The sequence below is a fragment of the Streptomyces sp. NPDC096311 genome (assembly GCF_044763085.1).
Lineage (GTDB): Bacteria > Actinomycetota > Actinomycetes > Streptomycetales > Streptomycetaceae > Streptomyces.
Map to the genome: position 1 here is coordinate 135,638 of NZ_JBIWFN010000007.1, position 18,151 is coordinate 153,788.

The window sequence follows — 18,151 nt, forward strand, 5'->3', positions numbered from 1 at the left end:
CTGAAGGGCCGGCGCACGCGGTGGCGGCGCTGATCGGCGCACGGGCACGCACCAGGCACTGAGCTCCGGGCCGCGCGGCGCCCGGTGGGCGGGGCACCTCGCGGGCCCCGCCGAACCGGTCCGGCAGACCTCAGGCGGTCGGATCGTCAGGCGGTCAGGTCGTCGTCAGACGGTCAGATCGTCAGCAGGCACCCTCGTCCTGCCAGACGCCCCAGTCGGAGGCGACGGGGGTCTCGTTCTGAGTCCACCACTTGGCCTTCCAGTTGTGGTTGTTGTACGACACCTCGTTGCCGACGGTGTAGACCGCGGTCGAGCTCCAGGCCGGCTTGCACCCGGTGCTCGGGGGCGTGGGCGTCGGGGTGGGAGTCGAGGAGGGCGGTGTGGCCCCGGCGAACTTCACCGAGTACGTGGCGAAGTCCCAGGGATTCTGCGCCACGCTGGAGCAGGTGCCCGAGGTCCGGCCACCGTTGTCGGCCGGGGTGCACTGACGGTCGCGGTTGAGGGACCAGAACGTGAAGCGGTCCATGTTGTGGCTGGTGGCGTAGTCCAGCACGGTCTGGAAGTCGGTCTGCGTGAAGAACTCACCGGCGTCGCTGCGCCCGTTCATCCCGGAGAAACCCTCGTGGGCGTAGGCGGTCGCCTGGTCCCATCCGAAGGTGGACTGCAGGATCTGGTTGAAGTTGGTCAGCGCGCTGGTCTGCGACGCCGCGCCATTGAAGCCGCCGTCGAACGGCATGATGGAGAAGTTGTTCGGGGTGAAGCCCTGTGACTTCGCCTCCAGCAGCATCTGCTTGCCGAACCAGCCGGTGCCGTCAGCGGTGCCGGCGGTGGTGACGGAGACGTAGAGTCCGGGGTTGTTCTGCTGGAGGATCTTCGCGGCGCCGATCTCGTTCTTGATGGCCGCCGTGTTCTCGTACTCCGGCTCTTCGAGGTCGAAGTCGATGGCGTGCAGGCCGTACTTGGTGACGACCTGCTGGTATGCCGCCGCCGTGGCAGCCGCGTCCGAGCACACCTGGCCGAGCTTGGTGCCGCCGTACCCGCCGATGGAGACGGAGACATCGCCACCCTTGGCACGGATGGTGTTGACGACCGACTGCACGGCGGTGTCCGAGGAGACCGCGGCCGTACCGCCCCATGTGGGGCTGCAGCCGCCGCCGTTGGGGGCGAGGACGAAGGCGAGCTGGAACGCCTTGAGGCCGGTGGCGTCCATGATGGTGGCCGGGTCCGGCGGGTCGTTGTCGAGCGGCATCAGGTAGGGAGCCGCGGCGTACCAGCGGTTGCTGAGTGCGGAGGTCGCGCCGGAAGCGCTGCCCGCGACGAGTGCGGTCGTGCCCGCTGCGGCTAGTCCAACGGCGGCTGCCGCGCCCAGACATGCGCGAAGACGTCTCACTGCGTGCCTCCAGGAGGTGGGGGAGAGTCGCCCCAGCTTCCTGCAGGTGTTGCGTCCATGCCAATAGATTGGCCTAGACCAGATAACTCTTGGACTAGACCATACGATTGCTTTACCTCTCCCCCGCTACGGGAGGAAGCGAACACGGTGAGACATCACGGTCGACGCACGCGAACTGCGGAGCGTGGCCTCCGCCGGGTCAGCCCCGCGCCTGCGCCCTGACATGTGCCGGGTACCACTTCGTAAAGCGGATCGCTGCGACCAGCAAGGCGATCGGGATGACCCAGTTGAGCCAGTCCGACCCCGACTTCACATGCAGTGCGAGCAGCCCCAGCAGGGCCGTGACCAGGAACACCCCGCCCCACACCGCCGTCAGAATCCTGTTGGTGCGCCGGAACAAGGGTGTGTCCCAGTACTGGCGGGGCACCGACTCACGTGCGTACTGCTCGGTGAACGGTGTGAAAGCGAGGGAACCGAGTGCCACGACGGCGATCACCCCGTTGGCCAACGTCTGCGCGTAGGTCTCCAGCCACATCAGGTCCTGACGCTCCACCGCGAGCCCGAGTACGAAGATGACGGCGAAGAACACCAGACTCGCCGCCTCCAGAATCTTGAAGCTCCCGCGCCGCAGGTCGGGCACATTGAACACCAGGGCCGCGATGAGCGCTGCCAGTGCGGCGTACTTCCACGTACTGGGGCTCGCCACCACGTCGAAGATGATCCAGGGGGCGAAACCGAGGAAGACACTGTTGGTGCGCAGGGCTTCGCCGCTGGGTACATCGGCCTGCGCATCGGCCGCCGGCATTCCGGACGGCGTCATTCTGGGCGGCGTCATTCTGGACGGCGGAGACTCGCCGCTCCCCGTCGCTCCGAGTCCTCGATTCGCTTCGGGTTGAGCCATCGGACACCTCCGCGGATGGCGCCCCCATGTCGGAAACCGCGAGCGAGAGGAATCCCCCGGCCGGGCGCTGAGGCGAGGACCTCTGCTTCTCATGCTGCGACCGCCCCCACCCCGTCGCATCCGCTGCGGAAGTCCCCCGGTGTCGCTGACCTGGTCGACCATCGGACCCGATGGCACGGTGCGGCCCGGTCCCACCGTCGTGGCCGGGGTCGACGAACCCGTGATGATCCACGACATGGCGTTGACGAGCCGCTTCTCGGGACGAGGCCTGCTGGCTGTGGCACACCGTCAACGCGCACGACTCGTCAGACCGGCCCAGCGAGTCGGACGGACCGGACCCGACGGTGACGCTCGACTACGTACAGTGGCACCGGTTGACACTCGGTGACTCCCCAAGGTCGGGATCGGGCCGAGCGGCCGACGGGGAGAGCGACAGAGGTCTGGCACGAGCCGTGATCGATCCGGCCGCCGGGACCCTGCGGCGCAGGCTGCTCGACGACTCGCACATGGAGTTCCCGCGGGTCGACGACCGTCTGATCGGTCGCCGCCGCCGCAGCCGCGCGCCGACGGCGCGCACCCCTGGTGCGGAACTCCTCTCGAGCGAATTCGACGCGTTGCGCGGGTACGACACCCAGGGCGCCGCGGGCTCGTGGCTGAATGACGTACGCGACGGACGGGACGAGCCTGCTGCTGGTCTTCGCGGTGCAGGAACCGGAGGCGGGCCCGGTGGCGCCCGTACGGATCCCGGTGCACGTGCCGCTGGGACCGCACGGCTGCCGGCTGCCGACGGAGGAGTGACCGCACGCGTGGCGCGGAATTCAGCTGATGCCGGAGGCTTCCAGGACACTGCCGTATGCCGGTCGTCCTACACGTAGGCGTCCCAGCGGCGTGACGTAGGGTGAGCGCCGGGGTGGAAGACCAGAGGGGGCATGAGGTGGCGCCGGATCCGGTGCGGTTCGCGGTACTCGGACCGGTTCGGGTCTGGCGGGCGGGGACGGAGCTGCACCTCGCACGTCCACAGGAAAGGGCACTGCTGGCACTGCTGTTGGTACGGGCAGGTCAGCCGGTCTCCGTGAACGAGATCGTCGACGTCCTGTGGGGCGGGCGTCCGCCGGACACCGCGGTCAATGTGGTCCACCGGCACGTCGGGGCACTGCGCCGCCTGTTGGAGCCCGGCCTTCCCACCCGGGCGACGGGCCGGTGGCTGCTCCGGGACGCGGGCGGATACCGACTGGTGGCCGACAGTGACTCTCTGGACCTGTTGCGCTTCCGTGCGCTGCGGGTCGAGGCCCGGCGGGCCGCCTCGGACGGAGCACCCGCACGGTCCGTGGACCTCCTCACCGAGGCGTTGTCGCTGTGGCAGGGGCCGACGGCCCACGGGATCCCCGTGGAGGCGCGCGCACACGCGGCGTTCGTCTCACTGGAGGGCGAGCGCCTCGCGACCGTGAAGGAGGCCGCCGATGTCGCGCTGCGTGCGAACGTGCCGGATGTGGTCCTCCCCCGGCTCCGGGAGGCCGCTGCCGACAGCCCGTTGGACGAGCCGCTGATGGCCAGACTGATTCTCGCTCTTTCGGCCACCGGTCGACGGTCCGAGGCGCTCAGCGCATACCTCACCGTGTCGAACCGTCTCGCCGACGCGTTGGGCATCGATCCTGGACCGGAGCTGCGCGACGCCCACCAGGCGGTGCTGCGCGACGCGCCATCCACGGCGACCGGGCCCGCAGCCGACGCCTCCGAGGCGCGCACCGCCCAGAGCTCAGCGGCCTCGGACCTCGTCGGTCCGCGAGCGGCCTCCCTGCCCGTGCCCGCGCAACTGCCGCTCGATCTACCGACGTTCACCGGTCGGCGGGCCGAACTGGCCGAGGTCCTCGCACCGCTGTCGAGCGAGGGGCGGTCCGCCGAAACAGTCGTGATCAGTGCCATCGGCGGAATGGCCGGAATCGGCAAGACCACCCTCGCCGTGCACTGGGCCCATCGGGTCGCGGATCGCTATCCCGACGGGCAGCTCTACGTCAATCTACGGGGCTTCGACCCCTCGGGGGCCGTCATGCGTCCCGACGAAGCGGTCCGCGGTTTCCTGGACACGCTGGGGGTACCACCGGAACGCGTCCCGCACGGTCTGGACGCCCAGGCCGCGCTCTACCGCAGCATGCTGGCCGGACGTCGGTTCCTCGTCCTGCTGGACAACGCGCGGGATTCCGATCACGTGCGGCCGCTGCTGCCCGGCACGCCCGGCTGCCTCACGATCGTCACCAGCCGCAACCAGCTCTCCGGACTGGTGGCCGCTCATGGGGCCCAGTCCCTCACCCTGCGTCCGCTCGGCACCGACGAGGGACGGGAACTCCTCACCCGCCGCCTGGGGGCCGAGCGGGTCTCCGCCGAGCGGGAGGCGGCGGCGGAGATCACCGCACTGTGCGCCGGGCTGCCGCTGGCCCTGGCCTGCGTCGCCGCCCGCGCGGCCACCCACCCGCACTTCTCGCTGTCGGCCGTCGCCGCCGAGCTGCGTGAGGCCCATGGCAGTCTCGACGCCTTCATCCAGGCCGACACGTCGGCCGATGTCGGCGCGGTCTTCTCCTGGTCCTCCCGCGCCCTCTCCCCCGCCGCCGCCCGCCTCTTCCGACTGCTCGGACTGCATCCCGGACCTGATGTCACCGCGCCGGCCGCGGCCGCCCTGGCCGGGCTCGCGGTACGGGAGGCGCGGCTGCTGCTGACCGAGCTCTCCCGCGTGCACCTCATCAACGAGCACGCCCCCGGCCGGTACGCCTTCCACGACCTGCTCCGCGCCTACGCCGCCGAACTGGCGCACACCCAGCACAGCGAGGCCGAGTGCCGGGCGGCCGTGAACCAGCTGTTCAAGCACTATCTGTACACCGCGCACGCCGCCGGTCGGCTGATCGCACCGTACGTGGACACCATGCCGCTCCCGCCTCTCCCCGAGGGGACCCTCCCCGAACCACTCGCCGACGACGAGTCGGCCCTGACCTGGCTCACGGCCGAGTACGCGGTGCTGCTCGCCGTCATCGACGCGGCCACGAGCTCCGGTTCGGACCGCCTTGTCTGCCTGCTCGTCTCGTCCCTGGAGCGGTTCTTCGACCGGCAGGGGCTCTGGCACGACTGGGCAGCCGCCCAACGGACCGCCCTCGACGCCGCGCTGCGGCTGTCCGACCCCGTCGTGGAAGCTCACGGCCTGCTCGGACTGGCCCGGGTGGCGGGCCGACTGGGCCTGCGCGAGGAAGCCGGTGCCCACCTGGACCGTGTCCTGGAACTCTTCACCGAACTCGGAGACGACGTCGGACGGGCCTACGTCCACCTGAGCCTCGGCTGGGAGGCCGAGCGGCACGGTGACCTCCCCGGTGCTCTCCGGCACGATCAGCTGGCCCTGGGTCTCTTCCGGGCCACTGGCCGTCAGGCCGCGCAGGCAACCGCCCTCAACGCGGTCGGCTGGGACCACGCGACGCTCGGGGATCACCCACAGGCCCTCAGCCACTGCCTCGAGGCCTTGACCATTCAGCGGGATCTCGGAGACCACATCGGCCAGGCCGCCACCTGGGACAGCATCGCCTACGCCCACCACAATCTCGGCGACCATCCGCAGGCCCTCACCAGTTACCGCAACGCTCTCACCATCTTCCGGGACCTGGGCGTGCCGTCCGAGGAGGCGGGAACCCTCGTCCGCATCGGTGACACGCACCGTGCGGCAGGCGACCACGAGGCCGCCCGAGCCGCCTGGCGCAGCGCCCTCACCCTCTTCACCGAACTCGCCCACCCCGACGCCGAGAGGGTCCGTGCCCGGCTGGATGAACTGGGCAAACCGCTCGGTGACGCGTGACGGGACATGTGCCCCAGGGATCGCCGTCCCGGGGCGCACGTTCCAGTCAGCGGAGTGAGTTGTCTATCGAGGTCAACGGCACGGAGAACAGCACCCGTTGCGGAATCGCGGTGCCGGTTCCTGTCCAGTGACCTGTGCTGTCGGCCGCCCATTCGGTGAGCGTCCACACCCGGCCCGTACTCCACCAGTAGGACATGCTCTCGGTGTGCTGGCCCCAGCAGGCGTAGGTGATGTCCTGCCCGCAGTTGGCTGCCGCCGTGGCTCCACTGGTGTTCTGCCGCCACAGGATGCCGTGCTGGCCGACGCCGCCGCGCGCGTCGTCGACGTAGAAGTTCGGCGTGCCACCGTTGGTGGCGCTGTGCGACAGCACGCCCTGCAGCCCGACGGCGTTCGTCTCGTACGCCTTCGAGGCGTTCACGTGGTTGCTGCTGTCCGTGGCGAGGTAGCCGGGCTCGGAGCTGAAGTCGTACCGCCAGATGCGGGCCGGCTGCGTGCCGCCGGAGGAGAACCACTCGGTGGCGACCAGGCTGTCCGGCGCGCTGCTGCGGTCCAGCGAGATGGAGCCGAAGCACGGCCGGGAGTCATCGTTGGCCGCGCTGCAGTCCCCTCCGGCGAGGCTGTACGAGCCGATGGCCGGCATCACGTACTGGTAGCCGTCCGCCGACCATCCGCCACTCACCTTGCCGACCGCGGAACTGTTGACGGTGGCCTGGAGGATGCGCTTCATGTCGAAGATGTACATCACGTTGTCGTCGGAGTCCTGCTCCCACGAGGTGACGATCAGCTTGTCCTGGTACCAGACCATGCCGCCCATGTGGGACTTGAGCGCGCGGTAGTCGGTGCCGCCGTTGAGCGGGATGACCGGCAGCACCCAGCGGTATGTGAGGTTGTTCGGGTCGTTGGCGTCGATGAAGGCGATACGGCCCATGTGGTCGGTGGTGGTGGTGCCGTTCTGTCCCCACCCGGACAGGATGACCTTGTTGGTGCCCCACACGCCGTCGTTGTCCGCGTCACCGGAGGAGGTCACGGACTGCGGCAGCCAGTCCTGTGTCACCGCGTCACCGGTGTCCCAGCAGTACGCGGATTCAGCGGTCGGTTTCACCGGCAGGGCGGCGGTCTCGGTGCTGTTGCAGTTCGCCGCGTTCCGCATCGGGTGGTTGGCACTGGCGAGGACCTGGTCGACCCCGCGGGACGTGCCCATCTCGCTCGCCAGATTGTCGAGGGAGGCCGTCGGGACCCGGTGCTCGACCAGTTGGAGCTTCGACAGCTCCGAGGACGAGGTAATCGTGGTCAGCTTGTTGGGGTTGTCGCCGGGGGCCGCCTGAGCGGTGCCCGCCGACACCAACAGCATGGCCACCGCCACATACGCGGTGGCCGCAGCGGGTCTCAGACCCTTTTTGAATATTCCATTGATCTTCACCGGACAGATGCTACGGCGTTGTTGACCGCGGTCCTCGGTGCTCGACGACGGAACTTGACCGTTCGTCAGGTCACGTCCCCGCGTCCGAGCCGGCCGCTGCCGTGGAGGCCACGGAGACACGAAGCCGGCCACGCGACGGCCGTCACAGACGTCCTGGTCCGTGTAGCTCATATCTTTCAACGTGCCATCAGATAGGCCGAGTTGACGCGGACGGTCTGAACGACTCCGTTGTGACGTCGAGTCGGGGCAGAGCTGCACCCTGGCCGGTGACGGCAGGTGGCCTGCGGGTCCGGGCAGGTAGCGGGGTTCGCACGGTCAGTTGACGAAGCCCCCCTCACCTGCCGCTTTGCCGACCGGAGTTGAGTATGGGTACTCATGCGCCTCACCACCAGCCGCGGCACCCTGCAGCCATGACCGACACCCTTCCAGCCCCGGAACGCCGACGCCCCTGGTCGCACCCAACACGCCTGGGCGTGGACCTCGCCCTCGCGATCCCGCTGTTCCTGTTGGAGACCGCGTGGCTCGTGGTGGACTGGATATATGGCTACGGCCTGGAGGTATGGGCAGCGCAAGGCGAACAAGCGCAGATCGACGCGGCCGGCCTCGCGCACATGGGGCGGGTACGGATGCTGCTGATCGCCGTACTCATTCTGGCAGTTCTCGCGGCAATCTTTCGTGCCCGCTGGACGGTGATCGCGCACCTGCTGGTGGCCCTCCTGGCAGGCGGATCGCTGACGGCCTCGCAGCACGAGTGGGACCACAGCCACACCCCGCCACCCGGACGCATCCGCTACAGCGCGAACTGCTGAGACCGCCGGGCGTGCATCAAGCCGTGTTGTCACCTCTTGACGTCGCCCCGGCCAGTGCCCACGACCAGTGGAGGGAGCGCTCATCTGCGACCCGCTCATCCGTCTCATGGTCGCCGATGAGCGCGGCCGTCCCGGCGCCGCATCCTCCGGTCCCGTTTCCGTACGGCTCCACGACCCGCTGGGTGGTCGAGCACTTCAACTCGCGCGCAGCAACATGTGCTTGAGGCGACTCCGAAGCCCACTCTGAAACGATCAGTCGGCCCCACAGTCCGCCGCGCAGCCGAATGGGACGCGCCAGAAGAATGGCGCATGTATTCAAATGGCGTATGCATTCAGACTTGCGGTAATAGTTTGATTCCAATTCCGATGCCTTCTGATTTACTGCTGAGATCGGCTCAATGAGTGGCCTTCTCGGAACCGACTGGCGTGCTGCACTTACGCTCCGAATAAGCCCCTGTATTCCTTGGTTGCTACGTGTGGCGACGGAAGGACAGGGACGATGATTGAGCGAAGGAAATTCCTCATGGCCGGTGGCCTGGGGGCTGCGGCCATGTTTCCAGGGGGTGTTCTGGGAACGCGGGCGTATTCCGCGACGGCTCACCCGCCGGCAGGGTGTGAGGACCCCTCGGGGACGCCGAACACCCCTCCGCTGAAGAGGTTCGTCGACCCGCTGCCCAGGCCGCTGACAGCCATCTCAGATCCTTCCGTCTATCCGGGCGCCGACTACTACGAGTTCACGATGCGGCAGGGGTCGTGGCGCTTCCACCGGGATCTCGCGCCGTCACCCGCGTGGGGCTACTGGGCCACGAACCCGCACGATCCTCACAAGCCGATCGGCATGGGCTATCTCGGGGCCACCATCAGCACGACCAGGGACCACCCGACGGTCGTCAAGTGGCGCAACGAGCTGCCGACCACCCACATGTTCCAGAAGGTGATCGACCAGATTCGCCACAAGAACCCCCTGGTCGCCCCGGTCCCTCCGCCTCCCTACAAGTACGTCAAGCAGTTCCCCGATGACATCAACGTGTGGAACGTCGTACACCAGCACGGCGGTTACACAGCACCACAGTCCGACGGCCTGCCGGAGCAGTCGTTCAGCCCGAAGGGCTTCCATGCCGATGGCTACACCACCCTGGACCCGCACCGGGCCAAACCCAACGAAGCGATCTACGGCTACACCAACCACGACCATTCGTGCATGCTCTGGTATCACGATCACGCCATGGGGATGAGCGCTCTCAACGTCTATGCGGGCCTTGCCGGCCTCTACCTCATTCGTGACCCCGCCGACGAGCGGCTCGGGCTGCCGCAAGGCGAATTCGAGGTCCCCCTCATCCTGCAGGACCGGACCTTCAACCGGGACGGCTCGCTCGCCTACACCATGGTGGACAGGGAAGGCGAGGACACCCCGGTCGTCAACGGGAAGGCATACCCTTTCCTGGACGTCGAGCAACGACGCTACCGGCTGCGCATTCTCAACGCTTCGAACGAGCGTTTCTGGCGGCTGAAGTTCGACGTAGACCCCAGAGACGCAATTCTGGAGCCCCCACTGCCATTCTGGCTGATCGGCACCGACGGCGGCTTCCGCGCCCCGCTGCGCATGCTGGACTTCCTGATCAGTCCGGCCGAGCGGTACGACCTGATCGTCGACTTCAGTCAGGTGCGCGCGGGCACGAAGGTCAGATTGACGAACTATCCGGGAACGCAGGTCCACTTCCCCGGCGTCCCCGGCTGCGGGCCGGAAATCGCGGACATCATGGAGTTCCGGGTCAAGCCATTGTCCGGAGATAGGGACAGGACGACGCCGCCCGAGAAACTCAGGCTGCAGGCGGTCGCACCCATCAAACCGAAACCACACACCCGTCGGCGGGAATGGGTCGTGTACCAGCACAAGCTCTTCAGGACGATGACGCTCAACGCGGTGCCCTACATGGAGCCGTCCCAGGACTTCATCAAGGAGGGCTCGACCGAGATCTGGGAGTACATCAATCCCAACCACGACGCCCACCCGATGCATGTCCACCTCGTCAACTTCCAGGTGCTGAACAGGCAGCCGATCGACGCGGCCCACTACCAGGAGGATTACGAAAAGTGGATCTACCATGGCCGCAAACCAAAGGACTACCCGGTGTTGGCCAACTACTTCACCGGCCCACCGATTCCGCCGAACCCGGACGAAACGCTGTCCTACAAGGACACGGTCAAGGCCCCTGCGCAGATGGTGACCAGAATCATCATTCAGGAATTCGTCCCGCCCAAGGATGACATCGCGTCGATTCCGAACAGCGGCGCCGAGCTCCCGGCGACGTACATCCACCACTGCCACCTCCTCGAACACGAGGACGACGACCTGATGCGCCCGTGGACGATCGTCGGCCCCGACGGCGGTCACGGCGGTGGCGGCCACAGCCACTGACGGGGTCCGATCGACCCGCGTGTGCCGGTCCGCGCCCAAGGGGCCCGGACCGGCACTGCTGATGAACAGGCCGAGGCGTACGGGAAGTTCGCCGGCATCTCCCCGCGCTTCCATGACCCCCGCAACGTGCTCGGCCGCTACGGCTTCACCCCGTCCGCCCCGCGCGATCGAGGGCGGCGACCTCGCGCACGGCCTCGGCGATGGACGGGAAGTCCTTCTTGAGGATCGCACCGTGGTTGCCGGCGACCTTCGCGCCGATCCGTATGTTCGGGTTGCGGGCGACCACCGCGTCGAGACCGGTGCGTATCCGTTCCTGCTCGTCACCGCGGCTTCCGAAGGACGTCCCCGAGGCGACCACGTACCGCACCGGGACGGTGATGTCGTCGAGCACGGGGCCCAGCTCGCGCTCGCGGGAGAGCCTGCCGAGCTCGATGTTGCTGTTCGCCTGCTGTTCGGCGGTCATCCGCGGGGCCAGCCCCGTCGGGCGCAGCAGCGGCAGGAACCAGCCCATCCGCCGGAACAGCTTCCGGATCCGCTGCTCCATGGCCTCGTCGAGCCAGTCGTACGGGAACGCGCCGTCGACCAGGACCGCGCCCAGGGCACGCTCCGGATTCCGGCCGGCCCAGTGCGCCCCGACGACCGCCCCGTAGGACCAGCCCACCACCAGCGCCCGGTCCACACCCCTGGCCGCGAGAACGGCATCGACGTCCCGGACGGCTGCCTCGAAGGAATGGTCCGCCGAACGCTTCGATCTGCCGCGGGCCCGTTCGTCATAGGTGATGTGCCGCCACCCCGTGCCCAGTTCGGCGATGACCCGCCGCCAGTACCCCTGAGTGGCGAACTGGCCATTGAGGTAGACCACAGGGATACCGGGACCGCCGGTGTCGGTGACGGCCAGGGCCGTATCGTCGACCGACACCATGCCGGTCCACTTCGAACTGATCGAGGAAGTGCTGTTCTTCGTCATGTGTTCCCCCTGGCTGGTTCCGGTTCAGTTCATTCAGAGGCTGCGGGCGGTGATGTCGCCGCGGGAGGTGGTGGCGCGGATGTCGAGTTCGGTGGTGCCGTCGTTCTTGAGCGCGTTGCTGACGCGGCCGTAGCCGGTGCCGGCGTCCAGGGCCGCCGAGACGCCGGCGGCGGCGCCGACCGAGATGTCGCCGGACTCGGTGCGGAGCACGACCGTGCCGCGCACGGCCTCGGTGATCCGGATGTCGCCCCTTGCGGTGCGGATCTCCGCGGAGCCGCCCAGCCGGCCGACCTCGACGTCGCCGTCGATCGCGGTGAGGCGGACACGCGCGGCCTCGTCGATCTTGATCTGGCGGTACGCGCCCTCGAAGGCGACGTCGCCGAGGCGTCCGACGCCGCGGAGCTCGGCGCTCGCGGTCTTGGCCTCGATACGGGAGCCGGCGGGCAGCTGGACGGTGACCTCCAGGGATCCGGAGGGGCCGAAGAGCTGGTTGTCGGAGGTCGAGGTCGTGATCCGCAGGACGCCGTCGGCGTAGGCGACTGCCGTCTGCTCAGCGGTCTTGGTGTCGCGGCTCTTGGAGGGGTCGGCGGGCAGGACCTCGACGGTGGTGTCGGCGCGGTCCGCGGCAATGAACTGGATGCGTCCGGCGGGGATGTCCAGGACGGCGGAGATCGGGGCGGGGGTGTCGAACTTCTGCATCATGCTCTCCCGTGCTCGCTCGTTGTTTCTGACATCGGAAACGCTACGTTGCTTTCAAGGAGCTGACAACGAGCTCGTTGCATAGAATTGACATCTATGCAGGTAGATGCCTGGAAACTGTTGCAACGGTTCTGAGAGTAACGCAACGACAACCGTCCCTGTCATTGCAATGGGTACAGCGTGAACGCTACAGTGGGGGGCATAGACCGCCACGAAGGACCACCGAGGAGATTGCGATGCCGGGAGGCAGGCTCACCCAGCAGGAACGCCAGCAGATCGCGCTGGGGCTGGCCGACAGCCTCCCCTACGCCGAGATCGCCCGACGCCTCGACCGTCCGACCTCGACGATCACGCGTGAGGTGATGCGCAACGGCGGCCCCACTGCCTACCGCGCCGACCTGGCCCACCGCGCCACCGAGCGCCGCGCCCACCGGCGCAGGCCGGCCCCCTCCCGGGGGCCGGAGTCAGCCCCTCAGCCGCACGGACGCGACGCCGAGGCCGTGGCCGAGTACGAGGAGACGTTCACCACCGTCCTCATGGCTTCGGGCCTGACCAAGATGACGGCCCGGGTGCTGACCTGCCTGTTCACCACCGACGCGGGCAGCCTCACCGCGTCCCAGCTCGCCCAACGGCTCCAGGTCAGCCCGGCGTCCATCTCCAAAGCGATCGCCTTCCTGGAGAGCCAGAGCCTCGTCCGCCGGGAACGCGACGAACGCCGCCGCGACCGCTACGTCGTCGACGACGAACTCTTCTACCAGGCGACGATCGCCAGCGCCCGAGCCAACGACCAACTCGTCGAAACCGCACGCCAAGGCGTCGCCGTCCTCGGCCCTCGCACCCCCGCCGCCATCCGCCTGGAGAACATCGCCCGCTTCCTCGACTTCATCAGCGAAAGCATCACCCGCGCCGCCGAACAGGCCCGCGAAGTGCTCCACACCAGACCCGAAGCAACCTCGAACGACACCGCCCCATCAGGTCCGGACCACGGATAGACAAACCCTCTCGACATCGGGTTCCACCGCAGCGGCCGTCCGCTACAGGGTGCGGAAGTCTCCGCGCGAGCGCCCGCGCGGCTCAGGTCGACGCAGGGCCGCGAGACACCGCTCGCGGCCCTGTTGTGCGTCGGAGTTACGGCTGCTGCTGGGCCGGTGCGGGGCGAGCGCCCGCCGGGCGGCGGGCCTTGGAGACGGTCGAGGCCGCGTCGGACGCGGGCGCTGCCACCGTCCGCCACCACGGGGCTTGGGGCAATTCGCCACCAGGTTCGAAGGGTTGACCCGGTATGGGCAGGGCAACCCGAGCACCTGCTTCAGCAGCGGCCGCGTATGTGCGCTCGGCAGGCTCCTCCCACGGATGCGGGGCCAGGTTGAAGGTGCCCCAGTGGATCGGCAGCAGTACACCGTGCGGCTCGCCTCCGCCCAGGTCGAGATGGGCGCGGAGACCCTCCTCCGGTGTCATGTGGATGTCCGGCCACAAGTCGCTGTAGGCGCCGATCTGCATCATCACCGCGTCGAACGGACCGTGTGCCGCCCCGATTTCGGCGAAGCCGGGAAAGTAACCCGTGTCCCCACTGTGGAAGACCTGGTGCCTGGGACCGGTCGCCACCCAGGATGCCCAGAGCGTACGGCGGTGCAGGGCTCGTCCGCAGAAGTGCCGGGCCGGTGTGGCAGTGAGTGTCAGACCTGCGACCTGTGTCGACTCGTGCCAGTCCAGTTCCGTGATCCGTTCGGGTGCGACTCCCCAGCGCTCCAGGTGCGCCCCCACGCCCAGCGGGGCCGCGAACTGGGCGCCCGTGCCGACGAGGGCGCGAATGGTGGGCATGTCCAGATGGTCGTAGTGGTCGTGGGAGATCACCACCACGTCCACGGGGCCGAGGTCCTCAAGGGGCAGCGGGACCGGGTGGAGTCGTCGGGGTCCCGCGAAGCCCACCGGTGAACACCGCTCGCCCCACACCGGGTCGAACAGCAGCCTTGCGCCGTCGATCTCGGTGAGAACGGTGGAGTGCCCCGTCCAGGTCAGTCGCAGACCGGATTCCGGCGCCGCGTCGGGTCCCGTGAGGGTCGGTCGGTGCAGGGGGATCGCCGTGGCCGGCCTGCGACGCACGCGATCGGCGCGGTGAACGTTCGTCCGGGCCAAGTCGAGCGCGGAGCCGGAAGCCATGGTCAGGGTGGCCGTCGGATTGCGGAAGCTGCCGTCGGCGTACTGAGGAGATGCCTGCATGCGCTCCAGTCGTGCACCGGTGGGGATGCCGCCGAAGGCGGCGGGGCGAAGCAACCGCCCGAGGCGCGGCAGAGGCATGAGAGGTCTCCGTAGTGATAGCCAGGTGGGCCGAGGCTGAGGTGAGACGGAAGGTTCACTGTCGACCTGCCGCCTCGACGAACAGCCCTCGGGGTTTCCGCAGGATCTGCGCCCCCGAATGTAGTCACTGGAAACAATGATGTCAACGACAACAATGATGCCAGTGTCTACATCTTCTGGGCATGGCCATTCGGCCCGACCTCAGGGCAGTGCAGGGGCTTTGCGGTCTTGGCGGCGAAGAGCACCTACGGCGCGAGATGGTTCACGGCGGTCATCTCGGCGTACCCCTCCGAAGTGCTGGCCGTGAGAGGTCGGAAGGTGCCCCCCTAGTCGGACCGCCGTCTCTGCCGCTCGGGTCCGACCTGCGCAGAGTGGTCGCCGACGGCATGACGGCCGGCGGCTTTTCCCTTGCCGCACTGGAGCGTGCGGGACTGGTCGAGCGGACGGCGGATCCTCATGACGGGCGCTCCAAGCGGGCGCACCTCACCCCGGAGGGCGCCAAGGCGCTCGCCGCGGGGACCGCGGCGGAGGAACAGGTGTTGCGGGAGGCCTTCGGAGCGATGGGCGCCGAACAGCTGGGGAACCTGGACCAGTTGCCCGACGCCCTCCGGGCGGCCTGTCGGGAGCCGCTTGACCTGCCGCGACGTGACGGGGTCGAGAGCCCCCGTTCGACGGGCTCCCTCCTCAGACTTGTGCCATGCCGCCGTCGACGCTCAGTTCCATGCCTGCGCAGAAGCTGCTCTCGTCGGATGCGAGGAAGACGGCGGCCGCGGCGACCTCCTCGGGGCGTCCCATGCGTCCGAGTGGAATGACGGATGCGAAGGCCTCTCTGAGCGCGTCGGCGCCTTCCTTGGAGTCCGCTTGGCCGTCCAAGATCGGGGTGTCGATCGGGCCGGGGCTGAGGACGTTGACCCGGATGCCGCGGCCCTTGAGCTCCTTGGTCCAGGTGCGGGCATAGGAGCGCAGGGCGGCTTTGGTGGCGCTGTAGGTGGTGTACCCCTCGACGCCGATGTGGCCCGCGATCGATCCGACGAGGATGACCGAACCGCCGTCGTTCATCAAGGGCAAGGCCTTCTGGGCGGTGAAGAGGGTGCCCCGGGCATTGACGTTGAAGGTACGGTCGAAACCCGCTTCGGTGATCCGGCCGAACACCTGCGGATCGACCACACCCGAGTTGGCGACGACGACGTCGATCTTCCCCTTCTCCTCCGCGACGGTCCGGAAGAGCCGGTCGAGGTCGGCGGAGACGCTGACGTCACCCTGGACGGCCGTGACGTTCCTGCCGATCTCGTCTTTCGCCTTGTCCAGTTCGGGCCGGCGCCGTCCGGTGATGAACACGAAGGCACCTTCCTCCACGAACTGTTGCGCGGTGGCAAATCCGATACCGCTACTGCCGCCGGTGACGACGGCGGCCTTTCCGTCCAGCCTGTTCATGGCTGTGACCTTTCATGTGTGCGTCGTGTCAGCTCTGGTGCCCGATCCCCGCACAAGGAACGGGCGGGTTCGGATGGCGGTGCGGCCGCCGTCGACGGCGATGGTCGCGCCGGTGACTTGGCCGGCCTTCGGCGAGACGACGAAGGCGACGACCTCGGCGGGCTCGGCCGCGCGTTTCATCGCAGTGGTCCCGCCGAGGGCGTCGAACAGGTCCTGAGCATGGGGCCGGGTCTGGGCGGGACCGGGGGCAACCGTGTGGAAACGGGACCGGGGGCAACCGTGTCGAAGCGGACGCCGCGGCCGCTGTACTCGGCCGCCCAGCCTTGCGTCATGGATGCCGGCGCGGCCTTGGTCGCGCCGTACGCGGCACCGGTGGCCAGGCCGAGGCTGCCCGCCATGCTGCCGATATTGATCACGTTACCCGATCCCTTCGCCGCCGTCGCCAGGGCGAATGCCGCGACGACCAAGAACGCCGCGCGCACGGTGCCGGCGAACATCGCGTCGTAGTCGGAGACCTTCGTCTCCTCGGTCGGTGCCCAGACCGCGTGCCCGGCGTTGTTGACCAGGACGTCGATCTCACCGGCCGCGGCGGCCAGCCGGTCGATGCCGGCCGGGTACTGCGGTAGTGGGTTACAGGTCGAGGTTGTCCTCGCGCTCCACAGACAGGGGATGCGCCTTCGAAGGCAGACGGATCTGTCTGCCCATGGTCACCTCATGGTCACCCATGTCTGAGCAGATGCGGTCCCCTCGGGAACGCAGGGTGGCCGCACGGGCGCGGCTGTCGGCCGCCGGCCGCCGGCCGCCGGCCGCCGCCGACGCGCTGTTCTACGCCGAGGGAGTCCAGTCGGCCGGGATCGACCGTGTCATCGAGTCGCCAAAGTCGCCAAGGCAACGCTGTACGGCGCCTTCGGCAGCAAGGACGGCGTGGTCCGTGCCTGTCTCCAGGCACGGCACGCGGCGACCGCCGAGCGCATGGCACGCGGACTCGAAGCCCGCTACGACACCTCGAAAGAGCGCCTGGTCGGCGCGTTCGAGGTGCGGGGGCTGTCGTTCACCGAGCCGGGGTTCCGCAGCTGCGCGTTCATCAGCGCGAGCCCCGACGCCCCGCCCGGTGGTGTCGTCGAACAGGCCGCGCTGGACAACCGCACCTGGCTGCACGAGCTGTTCTTCGACCTCGCCCAGCAGGCAGGCGCCACGGCCGCGAAGTCACTCGCCCACCGGCTGGCCGCCGCGCCCGCACGGGTGCCGCTCGATCCTGCTCTACGACGGCGCCGGGATCAGTGCCTGGCCGGACCACGGACCCCAGCGCCGAGACAGCGGCCCGCACCGTAGCCGCGCCCCTGGTCGAGGCCGCCATCCTGGACAGAGACGGACCGCCCGACGGCGACCACGCCCGCCAGTCGTTGTGGTGGCCCCACCCGGAAGGAGCCGCTTCCCTGCTGGGAGTGAGCCGGGCCGGGCCGACTCAGTCGCCGACACCCGGGGCGACCCCGTGACCATTGGCGGTCAAGGTGACGTCGATATTGCCCCGGGTAGCGTTCGAGTAGGGACACACCTGATGTGCGGCCGCGACGATCTGCGCTGCCTGCTCGGGATCCGCGATCTGCGGCAGGGTCACGTGAAGCTCCACGGCAAGTGCGAAACCGCGATCCTCGGTGGGCAGGAGGCTGACCCGGCTCTCGATCGAAGCGTCGCCGGTTTCGACCCTTTCGCGACGGCCCACCACGCCGAGTGCGCCCTCGAAGCAGGCCGCATAACCCACCGCGAAGAGCTGTTCGGGGTTCGTGCCACCCCCCTCGCCGCCCATCTCCTTCGGCGCGCGGAGCTGGACGTCCAGGACTCCGTCATGGGTGCGCCCGTGGCCGTTCACACGGCCGCCGGTCACGGTTGCCTCCGCCGTGTAGAGAACTCGTGCCATCTCGATCTCCCTTCCGGACCTGCGGATTGCCCCGGCCCACGGCCGGGAGCTTTCCAAAGTCTGCCGCTGA

At 68.5% G+C, this 18,151-nt stretch carries 16 protein-coding genes and 2 pseudogenes; 8 read left to right on the forward strand and 10 right to left on the reverse strand.

All coding sequences use genetic code 11. The annotated features are described in order from the left end of the window. Window positions 1-181 precede the first annotated feature (181 nt). Window positions 182-1,390 carry a carbohydrate-binding protein gene (locus tag ACIRA5_RS19450; RefSeq protein WP_403692158.1) on the reverse strand — a complete coding sequence of 403 codons (1,209 nt, stop codon included), beginning with the start codon at window positions 1,388-1,390 and terminating at the stop codon, window positions 182-184. Between the two features lie 199 nt (window positions 1,391-1,589). After that, window positions 1,590-2,195, reverse strand: a complete 606-nt coding sequence (locus ACIRA5_RS19455; protein WP_403692160.1) for a hypothetical protein — start codon at window positions 2,193-2,195, stop codon at window positions 1,590-1,592. Between the two features lie 371 nt (window positions 2,196-2,566). Between ACIRA5_RS19455 and ACIRA5_RS19460 the strand changes: the two are divergent. The 3 genes and pseudogenes from ACIRA5_RS19460 to ACIRA5_RS19470 all read left to right on the forward strand — a co-directional run. Continuing rightward, window positions 2,567-2,866: pseudogene (locus ACIRA5_RS19460) on the forward strand (carotenoid oxygenase family protein); the annotation flags it as partial. 82 nt (window positions 2,867-2,948) lie between these two features. Further along, complete coding sequence (locus ACIRA5_RS19465) at window positions 2,949-3,089, forward strand: hypothetical protein (RefSeq protein WP_403692161.1); 141 nt, start codon at window positions 2,949-2,951, stop codon at window positions 3,087-3,089. A 112-nt stretch (window positions 3,090-3,201) separates the two neighbouring features. Further along, entirely contained in the window at window positions 3,202-6,120 is a 2,919-nt protein-coding gene (locus ACIRA5_RS19470; protein ID WP_403692163.1) for an AfsR/SARP family transcriptional regulator, read from the forward strand. A gap of 46 nt (window positions 6,121-6,166) precedes the next feature. Here ACIRA5_RS19470 and ACIRA5_RS19475 read toward each other — a convergent pair whose 3' ends face one another. Beyond that, entirely contained in the window at window positions 6,167-7,540 is a 1,374-nt protein-coding gene (locus tag ACIRA5_RS19475) for a hypothetical protein (protein WP_403692166.1), read from the reverse strand. 410 nt (window positions 7,541-7,950) lie between these two features. Between ACIRA5_RS19475 and ACIRA5_RS19480 the strand changes: the two genes are divergently transcribed. Both ACIRA5_RS19480 and ACIRA5_RS19485 read left to right on the forward strand, forming a co-directional pair. Then, on the forward strand, window positions 7,951-8,349 hold the full coding sequence (locus tag ACIRA5_RS19480; protein ID WP_403692168.1) for a DUF6234 family protein: 399 nt from the start codon (window positions 7,951-7,953) through the stop codon (window positions 8,347-8,349). Window positions 8,350-8,848: 499 nt separating this feature from the next. Then, window positions 8,849-10,768 carry a multicopper oxidase family protein gene (locus ACIRA5_RS19485; protein WP_403692169.1) on the forward strand — a complete coding sequence of 640 codons (1,920 nt, stop codon included), beginning with the start codon at window positions 8,849-8,851 and terminating at the stop codon, window positions 10,766-10,768. Between the two features lie 145 nt (window positions 10,769-10,913). Here ACIRA5_RS19485 and ACIRA5_RS19490 read toward each other — a convergent pair whose 3' ends face one another. Together ACIRA5_RS19490 and ACIRA5_RS19495 are read right to left on the reverse strand one after the other, a co-directional pair. Then, the gene (locus ACIRA5_RS19490) at window positions 10,914-11,735 is read right to left on the reverse strand and encodes an alpha/beta fold hydrolase (protein ID WP_403692171.1); all 822 of its coding nucleotides are present in this window, start codon (window positions 11,733-11,735) and stop codon (window positions 10,914-10,916) included. A gap of 33 nt (window positions 11,736-11,768) precedes the next feature. Then, window positions 11,769-12,434 carry a DUF4097 family beta strand repeat-containing protein gene (locus ACIRA5_RS19495; protein WP_403692738.1) on the reverse strand — a complete coding sequence of 222 codons (666 nt, stop codon included), beginning with the start codon at window positions 12,432-12,434 and terminating at the stop codon, window positions 11,769-11,771. A gap of 236 nt (window positions 12,435-12,670) precedes the next feature. On the opposite strand from ACIRA5_RS19495, the gene ACIRA5_RS19500 reads away from it, so the two are divergent. Then, on the forward strand, window positions 12,671-13,426 hold the full coding sequence (locus ACIRA5_RS19500) for a helix-turn-helix domain-containing protein (RefSeq protein WP_403692174.1): 756 nt from the start codon (window positions 12,671-12,673) through the stop codon (window positions 13,424-13,426). A gap of 136 nt (window positions 13,427-13,562) precedes the next feature. Here ACIRA5_RS19500 and ACIRA5_RS19505 read toward each other — a convergent pair whose 3' ends face one another. Then, window positions 13,563-14,729 carry an MBL fold metallo-hydrolase gene (locus ACIRA5_RS19505; protein ID WP_403692177.1) on the reverse strand — a complete coding sequence of 389 codons (1,167 nt, stop codon included), beginning with the start codon at window positions 14,727-14,729 and terminating at the stop codon, window positions 13,563-13,565. 386 nt (window positions 14,730-15,115) lie between these two features. Here ACIRA5_RS19505 and ACIRA5_RS19510 point away from each other — a divergent pair. Continuing rightward, window positions 15,116-15,214, forward strand: a pseudogene (locus ACIRA5_RS19510) (winged helix DNA-binding protein); the annotation flags it as partial. Window positions 15,215-15,413: 199 nt separating this feature from the next. Here the strand turns inward: ACIRA5_RS19510 and ACIRA5_RS19515 are convergent. Genes ACIRA5_RS19515 through ACIRA5_RS19525 form a run of 3 tightly spaced genes read right to left on the reverse strand, consistent with a single transcriptional unit; the run spans window position 15,414 to window position 16,834 of the window. Next, window positions 15,414-16,163, reverse strand: a complete 750-nt coding sequence (locus tag ACIRA5_RS19515; protein WP_403692179.1) for an SDR family oxidoreductase — start codon at window positions 16,161-16,163, stop codon at window positions 15,414-15,416. A 12-nt stretch (window positions 16,164-16,175) separates the two neighbouring features. Beyond that, window positions 16,176-16,343, reverse strand: a complete 168-nt coding sequence (locus tag ACIRA5_RS19520) for a hypothetical protein (protein ID WP_403692181.1) — start codon at window positions 16,341-16,343, stop codon at window positions 16,176-16,178. Beyond that, a complete protein-coding gene (locus ACIRA5_RS19525; protein ID WP_403692740.1) occupies window positions 16,340-16,834 on the reverse strand; it encodes an SDR family oxidoreductase in 495 nt (164 codons plus the stop codon). Before ACIRA5_RS19525 ends, ACIRA5_RS19520 begins: the two co-directional genes overlap by 4 nt. Window positions 16,835-17,087: 253 nt before the next feature. On the opposite strand from ACIRA5_RS19525, the gene ACIRA5_RS19530 reads away from it, so the two are divergent. Then, a complete protein-coding gene (locus tag ACIRA5_RS19530; RefSeq protein WP_403692183.1) occupies window positions 17,088-17,495 on the forward strand; it encodes a hypothetical protein in 408 nt (135 codons plus the stop codon). A 133-nt stretch (window positions 17,496-17,628) separates the two neighbouring features. Here ACIRA5_RS19530 and ACIRA5_RS19535 read toward each other — a convergent pair whose 3' ends face one another. Continuing rightward, window positions 17,629-18,081: an organic hydroperoxide resistance protein gene (locus ACIRA5_RS19535; protein ID WP_403692185.1), complete on the reverse strand. Its 453-nt coding sequence runs from the start codon at window positions 18,079-18,081 to the stop codon at window positions 17,629-17,631. Between the last annotated feature and the right edge of the window lie 70 nt (window positions 18,082-18,151).

Excerpts from the sequence above, each read along its gene's own strand:
- ACIRA5_RS19455 (WP_403692160.1), bottom strand. The coding sequence starts at position 2,195 with ATGCCGGCGGCCGATGCGCAGGCCGATGTACCCAGCGGCGAAGCCCTG.
- ACIRA5_RS19465 (WP_403692161.1), top strand. The coding sequence starts at position 2,949 with ATGACGTACGCGACGGACGGGACGAGCCTGCTGCTGGTCTTCGCGGTG.
- ACIRA5_RS19480 (WP_403692168.1), top strand. The coding sequence starts at position 7,951 with ATGACCGACACCCTTCCAGCCCCGGAACGCCGACGCCCCTGGTCGCAC.
- ACIRA5_RS19485 (WP_403692169.1), top strand. The coding sequence starts at position 8,849 with ATGATTGAGCGAAGGAAATTCCTCATGGCCGGTGGCCTGGGGGCTGCG.
- ACIRA5_RS19490 (WP_403692171.1), bottom strand. The coding sequence starts at position 11,735 with ATGACGAAGAACAGCACTTCCTCGATCAGTTCGAAGTGGACCGGCATG.
- ACIRA5_RS19495 (WP_403692738.1), bottom strand. The coding sequence starts at position 12,434 with ATGCAGAAGTTCGACACCCCCGCCCCGATCTCCGCCGTCCTGGACATC.
- ACIRA5_RS19500 (WP_403692174.1), top strand. The coding sequence starts at position 12,671 with ATGCCGGGAGGCAGGCTCACCCAGCAGGAACGCCAGCAGATCGCGCTG.
- ACIRA5_RS19505 (WP_403692177.1), bottom strand. The coding sequence starts at position 14,729 with ATGCCTCTGCCGCGCCTCGGGCGGTTGCTTCGCCCCGCCGCCTTCGGC.
- ACIRA5_RS19515 (WP_403692179.1), bottom strand. The coding sequence starts at position 16,163 with ATGAACAGGCTGGACGGAAAGGCCGCCGTCGTCACCGGCGGCAGTAGC.
- ACIRA5_RS19520 (WP_403692181.1), bottom strand. The coding sequence starts at position 16,343 with ATGAAACGCGCGGCCGAGCCCGCCGAGGTCGTCGCCTTCGTCGTCTCG.
- ACIRA5_RS19535 (WP_403692185.1), bottom strand. The coding sequence starts at position 18,081 with ATGGCACGAGTTCTCTACACGGCGGAGGCAACCGTGACCGGCGGCCGT.